Origin of the sequence: Phocaeicola sp. GP0067, from assembly GCF_031119655.1 — a bacterium.
Lineage (GTDB): Bacteria > Bacteroidota > Bacteroidia > Bacteroidales > Bacteroidaceae > Phocaeicola > Phocaeicola vulgatus.
Window position 1 is genome coordinate 136,123 of sequence record NZ_JAVHZY010000013.1, and the last position, 10,216, is coordinate 146,338.

The 10,216-nt window shown below is 40.6% G+C and carries 4 protein-coding genes; 1 reads left to right on the plus strand and 3 read right to left on the minus strand.

Annotated features, from left to right (window positions below; translation table 11 throughout):
- Positions 1 to 178 precede the first annotated feature (178 nt).
- The 3 genes from RE317_RS12055 to RE317_RS12065 all read right to left on the minus strand — a co-directional run bounded on the left by RE317_RS12055 (position 179) and on the right by RE317_RS12065 (position 7,580).
- Positions 179 to 2,992 carry a two-component regulator propeller domain-containing protein gene (locus RE317_RS12055; protein ID WP_008670294.1) on the minus strand — a complete coding sequence of 938 codons (2,814 nt, stop codon included), beginning with the start codon at positions 2,990 to 2,992 and terminating at the stop codon, positions 179 to 181.
- A gap of 158 nt (positions 2,993 to 3,150) precedes the next feature.
- Complete coding sequence (locus RE317_RS12060) at positions 3,151 to 5,889, minus strand: heparinase II/III family protein (protein ID WP_008670296.1); 2,739 nt, start codon at positions 5,887 to 5,889, stop codon at positions 3,151 to 3,153.
- Positions 5,890 to 5,978: 89 nt separating this feature from the next.
- Positions 5,979 to 7,580 (minus strand): hypothetical protein, encoded by a 1,602-nt coding sequence (locus RE317_RS12065; protein WP_032939591.1) that lies wholly within the window; start codon positions 7,578 to 7,580, stop codon positions 5,979 to 5,981.
- A 133-nt stretch (positions 7,581 to 7,713) separates the two neighbouring features.
- Here RE317_RS12065 and RE317_RS12070 point away from each other — a divergent pair, with 133 nt between their 5' ends.
- The gene (locus tag RE317_RS12070; protein ID WP_008670299.1) at positions 7,714 to 10,080 is read left to right on the plus strand and encodes a glycoside hydrolase family 3 N-terminal domain-containing protein; all 2,367 of its coding nucleotides are present in this window, start codon (positions 7,714 to 7,716) and stop codon (positions 10,078 to 10,080) included.
- Positions 10,081 to 10,216: the final 136 nt, after the last annotated feature.

The window sequence follows — 10,216 nt, forward strand, 5'->3', positions numbered from 1 at the left end:
TTTACGAATGCAAATATAGAAGGTAGAAGGACAAGAAAAACACTTTTTCTATTCTAATAAATCTCATATCATTACCCTAGACCAAAGACATACTAATCCGCTAATTTATAACAGATTAAGAATTTGACACACTCAGTATCATATAATAATTTGAGACTCTCAACAAAAAATAGAGAGGTTATTCATTGTTTTTCCCAATACTTCGAATGTACTCATTGGGAGTGATATTAGTCGCTTTTTTAAAATATCGAAAGAAAGAAGCTCTTGAACTGAACCCACACAACTCAGCCAAAGCACTCAAAGTGTATTTAGCATATTCATCTTTCTCCACCAAGCGCTTGAATTCAGCTATGCGATAATCATTGATATAATCATAATAATTACGGTTTAGATACTGATTAAATAAATAGGACAAAGTATGAGATGATGTGCCAATGGACACAGCCAAATCGGCAATCTTCAAATTAGGATTAGTATAAGGTTTTTCTCTATGCATAACAATCTCCAATTTCTCAGCCAACCGTTTACATTCCTCCACACTTATCTTATTTGTCCTGTATTTCTCTTCCGCTACAATATGGGATTCCTCAACTGGCTGAATCTCCTTTTCTATAACTTTAGCAGAGTCAGGCATCAGTTCTTCCCTTTCGTTCTCCACCTCTTTCTTTTTTTGATAAAGGACAGCAATACTTCCGGTCACCACAGCTATCACGATGAACACTATGCTCCATATACTAATAGAAGACGCTATTTTAACCGTTAGCTGAGTTTCTGACTCTGGATTCCCCATCTGTCTTACTTTAAAAGTATAATTACCGGACGGTAAATCATAATAAGTAATATCCGAACGACCTGTCAAAGCCATCCATCCGGTATCCTCACCCTCTAATTGATATTCGTATGACATAAAAGCAGGTGCCGTATAACTGAAATCAGAAAAGTAAAAGGTAACATTCTTCTGAGAAGCTTCCAATGAAATTTCACTCTTGCCGCCATCTCCCACAACAGATTGCACTACAGATTTTCCATTTACACATATATCTGTTATGGCAACCGAATAGGGAACGGATTTCCTCTGATTCATCCGCACTGTATCCAAATACAGAAGCCCTTTGGAGTTTCCAAACCAAATGCCGTTCTCATCACGTACCGGCGGACAAAGAGTAAAAATGGAACTGGGAATACCATCAACAAAATTATAAGGAATAAAATGGTCTTTCTTATCATACCGGAACAAACCATTGTTAGTTCCCAGCCATAACCACTTTTCACGATCCTCTACAATAAACATACCATCATTCCCATCCAAAGGAGTCCCCGGCTGCAAACGCCTAAAAATAGTCATAGACAAATCAGAGATAAAAAGAGAGCCTTTGTCCGGAAAAAAATAAAGATCATGGTTGGAATCTTCGTAGATCACTCTTATTTTTTCCTTATGAATAAATCCCTCAGGAAACACATCGGTTTTCAATGTCCGGGCAGAGGGGTCCCAAATGCACATTCCATTCTCTGTACATATCCATCCTTTATGAGTGGAATCAAAATAGATTTCATATACGTTCCCTTCTGGCAACTTAGAATTGGCACTGGTATAATGAGCTATCTGTCTGCCGTCTTTATAGCAGAATATTCCTAAAGATGTTCCTATCCACAAATTCTTTTCACGATCCTGCTTGATACAAAAAATATGTCCCTTACTAAAAGGCATTCCTCCATCCGGTTCAAAATCTCTGAGTGTCAAAGTCGCAGGATTTAAAACATACATTCCACCACCGTATGTACCTATATAATACTCATTCTGATAATACAGACAACTGAAAATCATATTTGAGCGTAACTGTGGAACCTTGAAACTTTTATAACGATGATTTTCTTCGTCAATATAAAAAAGTCCGTCACGAGATCCAATCAGTTTTTCTTTCTCTTTGATAGCAAGTGCACGTACTGGCATATCTCTGGAATCAAAAAAAGGAGCATACGTATAAGTGGAGAACAGCCCACTCTGATATAATGTGTAATCCAACCCCAGCTGATAGAATCCTACCCAAATCAAACCTTCTTTATCAACCAAAACAGAATAAACGGAATTAGAACGCAAAGTTTCATCCTTCCCTGTTTCATGACGCATGGAACGAACAACTTTCTTTTTATCCGTTGATACAAAATGAACTCCGTTACCATCGGTTCCCACATACAAAAGGCTTTTCCCATCACCGGATAAAGAAGAAATTACATTACAACCTACATCAACAAAACGAGCAAATTCTTTAGTTTGTGTATCAAAACTGATGATTCCCTGCCCCATCGTTCCTAAATAAAGCATACTCCCAATCCTAGCTATATTCTTAAAAGAACAAACATGCTTCTCTTCCATCACATTATGATAAGCCTCTATTTTTCTATCTGAAAGTCGCAGAGAATAAAGACCATTCTCCGTAGCCATCCAAAGTATTCCATCTTCTCCCAAATTCAAGCCACCAATAGAGTTCGCCGCCGACAACATATTAGGATCTATCATAATTTGGTTCAAGCTACCTCCTTTATAAATGAAAAGCCCCCTTTCTGTTCCGATATAAAGTATTCCTTTCCCATCATGTAAAAGAGAGCGCACAGCATATCCTATCGTTTCACGGGCAATGGGCTCCAAACTATTTTTCTGCTTGCTAACACGCCATAATCCACTACCATTCCCCATCCACAATTCATTGCCAGGCATCTCAGCAATGGCATTTACCCGTTTCAATTTTTCATCTGAACCCGGAATAAGATAATGCTTGAAATGAATTCCATCAAAACATTCCAACGAATTGCCGGTCCCCAACCACACATAACCTAAAGAATCTTTATAGATGGCATTTACCACTAAATCTGATAATCCCTCAGTTACAGACAAGCCACGAAAAGCGTAGGAACGAGAGAAAATGGGTAAAGACAAGAATATAAGAAACAATATAAATATAAATCTTAAAATGTTTTTCATTACATTGTGCATATTTGGAACCTCGTGTTTATCAAATAATGCAAATATAGTGAAAAGGGAATATATTTTCCCTATCAAAAAAAGAAAAAATCATCATCCACTTCTTATTTGCTGTATGAAAAAGAAAGGATGATGATTTAAAAAGATTACTTTATAAAAGAAAGTTTATATCAAAGTTTGCGTAAATCATGTCCGGGCAACAAATTATATTCTTTTCCATTCATCCTGACTTTACAAGGTGCAGAAGCTGCATATTTCCAAACGCCCTCTTTATACACCAACATCACATCTGTTACTGTCAATGAACTTATTTCAACATGTGGAGTTTTCAATAGTGTACCTCCTCCCAAAAAGAAAATACAATCATCGCCTTGTTTATTTCCCCACAATGCATAAGCAGCTTGTACAGTCATTTCTCCACTTTTACACAAATGACCTGCATCATCCGAAGAAATAATCCGGTCCACACGCCCCTCTTTTTGTTGAATACAAATTCCGACATGACTTCCAGCCACACCACTTTCCACTTCTGGAAAAGTAACGGAGGAAATACATCCCGGCTCCTTTACCGAAGAAGGTTCATAAACAGCTACAAACGGACGATTCCAAGCTTCACCTTGTTGGCGGGCTACAAAAGTCAACGTAGGTTGCTCTTTGATAGCATAAGGCATATCCGGAATCCGGCTCAATCCTTCAGTCATCGGGCTCAAAGCCGAGAAGACTTTACGTTCAGGAGCACCTTTCATCCACATATTCATACTGATATTATCCTCATCCGGCATCTGTATAGTAAACGTTGTTTTAATATCTTTGGAGGTCTCGGCACTTTTCTTGTCAAACAAATAAGAATAGGCATATATATGTGCCCCAGCAAAAGCCAGTTCCTCCGTTGGTTGAAGAAACAAGCTACTCCCGTCAGCAGCAGTCAAGTTCATGGTTTGTCCCATATTATGATAAAAATAATCATGCATTTTATCTCCTCCCTCCACTTTCCTGCTACGGAAAATATCGACATAATATCCGTTCTTTTCTCCTGTAGTCACAATACTCATCATACGGTTTTGATCAGCTTGTGATTCAGGTTCACGGAAAAAGACTTCACTATAACTCACAGGCTGATAATCTACTTTCATCCCTGCTTCGGGGTAGCAGTTCAATAATTTGAAAGCATGATTGCTTTTCATAACCGGATAAGAAGAGATTCCATCTACACAAACCGTATTGTGTGCAGGGAACTGACTATAATACTCCAAATAATCCAAACCGGAATAAAGGGTCAAGCCAATACCTCCATCCGGTGCCAGACGATATCCTTTTCCATAAAGTTCCATGCTGATGCCATTGGCATGCATGTGATTCCCTTCACTGGCATTTTGGGCAATCATCAAACTATGACGTTTGTCCATGCCATTGCGTTGCACCAACCAACTGGCATTGGGAGCATAAAAAGTAGGAGTTACATAATCATTGATATCACCGGCAGGTATCTTATCATCAATTACCAAAGGCTTGTCACTGAAAAAAGAAGTTACCGCCACCCTCACATTTTTCTTTTCAGTCGCCGGTTTGGAGGCATCGGGATCAAATAACTTCAACATAGCAGTAAATTGTCTTTCCTGATCTTTTTTACCATGTTTCTGGGCATTAGCTACCATACGGGCAAAGATAGCAGGATTCAATTTACCGGGATGTGTATCGCCAAAACCCATTGTCATACAATCCGGAAACAAATATTGCGGGTCGGCGGCCACCACTTTTTTTATGACAGGAATCTCCTCGGTCAGGTCCATACCCAAATTACGGTCAAAGATAGTGACCATATCCGTATAATCCCCGACAACTACCTGACTATAACCCGGACATTCAGCCCAAATACCGGTTTCAGCATCATAACCATAATCAGCAAGCTGTTTCAGTGACCATTGACGGATGGAAGAACGATTCAACACATAATCAATATAATACTCGCCTCCCTTTTTATCCGGATAAGAAGCATCAGATTCCAAAATCATGCCGATGCTCATGATATAACGTGCCTGCATCAGATTCCAGTTATTATGCGGCACTCCATTATCAATGATATTATCCGCCCATTTCTTGAATGCTCCGGCATAGATGTCCATCTTATCAGCCTTATCGGTTTTCAAATAATCATATAAAAAATCATACAATGGAACCAAAGCATTCACAGCATCCTCGTGAATGACTTCAAAACTGCTCATACCCACCAAAGTCTGCTGATGTCCATGATTCAAATCCTTGGGAACATTCCGGTAATAAATCCCCGTCATATAAGTGTCAAATACCGAAGCTGCCAAATCAGCATATTTCTTCTCCCCGGTCATCCACCAAAGAAAAGCGGCATCACGGGCGATACCCAGTATCTCTACATTAATACTTTGGATGATATTTCCGGTTTTACTGATATTCACCCATTCGTACGGTCTGCCTTCCAACGTCCCATTTGCCAGATACATTCCCCGAGCATCTTCCTGATAAGGCTTCAAATCTTCCAGCTTGGGACGTACATAGTTAGTTGCATGACTGCGTGCACCGGTATACATCACCGTAGGAGCCGGCGCCTTCTCTCCTCCTGCATGATCATAATATTCTCCTTTAATATATACCTCCGTTGCATGAGTTTTCCAATACATTTGCAAACGGGAAGTAAGCCATTCAGGCCCTCGGTCAGCATACCGGTCAGTCCGTTGCTTTAACTTTTCAAACACTTCCTGTGCCCACGGTTCTTCCTTTATCAACTTCTGCGTTTCAACTTTGCCATTACTATCCGTCAGATAACGGGGATGACCTTGTGACAGTTTCACCGATAAGGAAGTTTCCTGTGCATATAATACACTTGTTACAAGCAAGCATATCCATAAAACGATCTTTCTCATAATTCTATTCATTCTCTTTCACAAAAATACGTATCATAAAGCTATTCCACTCAATCCAAATGAATTATTTTATCATCCGCCTCTTCCATTCAAATTTAAAGTTACCGAATATAAAATGTTTGCTTTACCGGCTCTGCAGTCTTTATCTTAGGATCAGAGTTTTTTCCGTATTGCCATGCTATTACAGTTACTTTTACCGGATAGGTGGTTTTAGGAGGAATAGCAGTTAATATCAATCGATTACCATCCACATAAGCCGGTCCCGATTCCACATAAAAATCGACCGGCAAGCCACAACTGGAAACAGCAGATAAAGAAACGTACTTAGTACCACGCTTTATGTCCGGTAACGTTGCAAACTTAATATATTGCTGCTGTCCTTCCGTATTTTTAACCGGAATTATCATCTGAGCTTGCTGAACAGCCGGTTTATATTCTTCATCTCCCGGATGAGTTATTGAAAAAACAATATCCGATTTCTTGTCCGTCCATAAAGTTCCCCGATTCCATTGTATTCGAAATGTCACAGAATCAACTAAAACAACTGGGCCGGTAATCATCTGCAGGACCGGAGCTTTTCCAGCATGACCAATAGATGCCCCAACAGGCAAATCAGTCCAATTGGAAAGTCGGGGACTTTCTCCTGGAACAGTATCCAAAAAAACAGGGGTCAATTGAAATGTGATACCATCTTCCTGTGGTATAAAAGCCGGGTGAACTTGTAAATGAGTATTCTGTTGGGATACTGTTTTTCCGTTTTGAGACACACTTACCAATTGTGGCTTCATATCGTAATATCGGGATTGATACGCCAAAGTAGCCTCTATCATCTCACGATCAAAAAACCAAAATGCTTGTGCAGGATCCCCTTTAAATTGATTTACCGGTGCCGGAATACATGAAGGCTTTTCATTTTTTTTCCATCGCTCCATCAACCATCCCTCCTTTGTCGGATCTACGTGTCCATAATGCATTGCCTTCTTGATATAGAGAGCTATATATTGTGCTTTTTCCGGAGTATAGGCAAAGTGTCCTTCAGCAGGACAGGCCAACATGCTTAAAGGCAGCAATGGATGCTCCTTACGTTCTTTCAAACCTTCATTGCTCCATGTATGTGCTGATTCATATTCTCCCATGGTTTCCAGACAAGGAATTTTATTGATGTTACGTTCTCCCCAAATATCCGGACATAGCCAGCGATCACGATGATATGGCCACTGACCACTGACAGAAATGCATGCCAATGTACGTTCCGGTTTATAGGCAGCAAGATAATAAGGCCAACTAGCAGCAGCCGAATGTCCTATGGCTATTAAAGGAGCTGTAGACAACTCTTTATATCCAGATTCTTCAGCAAGATCTGCCAAAAGGCCATCCAAAGTTTCCCATGCCCCATCCGTAAAATCAAATCCATGATTGAAAGAAGGACATACCCATATTTGAGCAACATCAAGCTCAGCCATACGTTGTCGGAAAGCCTCATCTTCAAGGATAGAAATTTCCTCCATATTGTGTTGGGCAACCAAGATTGCTTTTACTTGTTCACACTGCCCGGGAATCCACAAGTAAGCCCTTGACTCAGAATTTTTGGGATGAGTGCTAAAATTACGAACAGGTACAGACCATTGCCAAATTCCTGTTTGTGCAACAAGCGTAAATGATAAAAGCCAACCGAATATTCCAAATAAAAATACATGTTTCATAGCTATCTTCATTGTTTATTATAAAAACGAACCAGAATCAAGAAACACTCAACTTTATTCTAAAATTATCTTCCAAAGAAATGAGTAAAAAACTATCTTTGTACGTATTAGATATATACAAAACTTAAATAGCATGAATAAACACACTTTATCTGTAGCAATCACTTTCCTATTCTGTACCCCAATATCAGGGGGCACACCGGACGGAATTTACCACAAAGGATGGATAGACTTCAACAAGAACGGGAAAATGGATCTATATGAAAATCCTAAAGCCCCGCTGGAAGACAGAGTACAAGACCTGCTTTCACAAATGACACTAGAAGAAAAAACCTGTCAAATGGCCACCCTTTACGGTTCAGGACGCGTACTGAAAGATGCGTTGCCTCAAGACAATTGGAAAACAGAAGTATGGAAAGACGGAATAGGAAACATAGATGAAGAGCATAACGGATTAGGGGCTTTCAAGTCCGAATATTCTTTTCCATACGCCAAACATGTGGATGCCAAACACACCATTCAACGCTGGTTTGTAGAAAAAACACGTTTAGGTATCCCAGTAGATTTCACCAATGAAGGTATTCGCGGATTATGTCATGACCGGGCAACCTACTTCCCCGCCCAGTGCGGACAGGGTGCCACCTGGAACAAAAAATTAATAGCCCGTATCGGAGAAGTGGAAGCTAAAGAAGCGGTAGCATTGGGATATACCAACATCTATTCTCCCATCCTTGATATCGCCCAAGACCCTCGCTGGGGAAGATGTGTAGAAACATACGGAGAAGATCCTTATTTAGTAGGAGAATTAGGAAAACAAATGATTACCAGTTTGCAAAAATACAATCTGGTAGCTACTCCGAAACATTTTGCAGTTTATAGTATCCCGATAGGCGGACGTGACGGAAAGACACGAACCGACCCACACGTAGCCCCACGAGAAATGCGTACCTTATATATAGAACCTTTCCGGATGGCATTTCAAGAAGCCGGAGCGCTGGGAGTAATGAGCTCTTATAATGACTATGACGGGGAACCCATTACGGGAAGCTACCATTTTCTGACCGAAATATTACGTCAAGAATGGGGATTTAAAGGATACGTAGTATCGGATAGTGAAGCTGTGGAATTTATCTCCAACAAGCATAAAGTAGCAGATACATACGAAGACGGAATAGCACAGGCGGTCAATGCCGGACTGAATATCCGTACCCATTTCACTCCGCCTGCCGATTTTATCTTGCCTCTTCGTAAAGCTGTTGATGATGGCAAAATCTCTCAGGAAACTCTCGACAAACGGGTAGCCGAGATACTTCGTATCAAATTCTGGCTAGGGTTATTTGACAATCCCTATCGTGGCAATGGTAAACAAGCAGAACAAATAGTCCATAGTAAGGAACATCAAGCTGTGTCATTGGAGGCTGCCCGTCAGTCACTTGTATTACTAAAAAATGAAACGCACCTGCTTCCTTTATCCAAATCTATCCGTTCCATTGCCGTTATCGGTCCCAATGCCGACGAACAGACTCAATTGATTTGCAGATACGGTCCGGCCAATGCTCCTATTAAAACCGTTTATCAGGGTATAAAAGAACTGTTGCCTCATGCAGAAGTGATCTATAAAAAAGGATGTGACATCATAGACCCTCATTTCCCGGAAAGTGAAATCCTTGATTTCCCGAAAACTGCGGAAGAAGTCCGATTAATGCAAGAAGTCATTCGTGCAGCCAAACAAGCCGAGGTGGTAGTCATGGTATTAGGAGGGAATGAGTTGACCGTCAGGGAAGATCGTTCACGAACCAGCCTTAACCTTCCCGGACGGCAGGAAGAACTTTTAAAAGCTGTTTGTGCTACCGGAAAACCGGTCATTCTAGTAATGCTCGACGGACGCGCTTCTTCTATAAACTACGCAGCAGCTCATGTACCTGCCATTTTACATGCTTGGTTTCCCGGAGAATTTTGCGGACAAGCTGTGGCCGAAGCCTTGTTCGGCGATTATAATCCGGGGGGAAGACTGGCAGTTACTTTTCCTAAATCTGTAGGGCAAATTCCTTTTGCTTTTCCCTTTAAACCAGGGTCAGACGAAAGTTCCTCCACTTCCGTTTACGGAGCGTTATATCCTTTCGGGCATGGTTTAAGTTATACCACTTTTACTTACAGTGATTTACATATATCACCATCACATCAAGGAGTACAAGGAGATATCCATGTAAGTTGTAAAATCAAAAATACAGGAAAAATAAAAGGAGATGAAGTAGTACAACTTTATTTACGGGATGAAATCAGCAGCGTTACCACTTATACCAAAGTATTACGCGGCTTTGAACGTATCAGTCTGAAAGCTGGAGAAGAACAAACTGTTCATTTCAGATTGCGACCACAAGATTTAGGATTATGGGACAAAAATATGAATTTCCGTGTGGAACCGGGTAGTTTCAAAGTAATGCTCGGAGCTTCTTCTACAGACATCAGATTACATGGTCAGTTCGAAATAACGCCCTAAACCTCCCACCATTTTAACTCAGCATGGAATGGCAGGAATATTGGCTCTGCGGAAATTTCGGGTCAGCGGATTTTCCGGGTTGGCAAGCTTTCTTTTAAGCGTATAGCCTAGCCAGTCTGAACATGAAGAACTTCAG

Bases quoted from the DNA above. Each gene is read 5' to 3' on its own strand.
- RE317_RS12055 (WP_008670294.1), bottom strand. From the start codon at position 2,992: ATGCACAATGTAATGAAAAACATTTTAAGATTTATATTTATATTGTTT.
- RE317_RS12060 (WP_008670296.1), bottom strand. From the start codon at position 5,889: ATGAATAGAATTATGAGAAAGATCGTTTTATGGATATGCTTGCTTGTA.
- RE317_RS12065 (WP_032939591.1), bottom strand. From the start codon at position 7,580: ATGAAACATGTATTTTTATTTGGAATATTCGGTTGGCTTTTATCATTT.
- RE317_RS12070 (WP_008670299.1), top strand. From the start codon at position 7,714: ATGAATAAACACACTTTATCTGTAGCAATCACTTTCCTATTCTGTACC.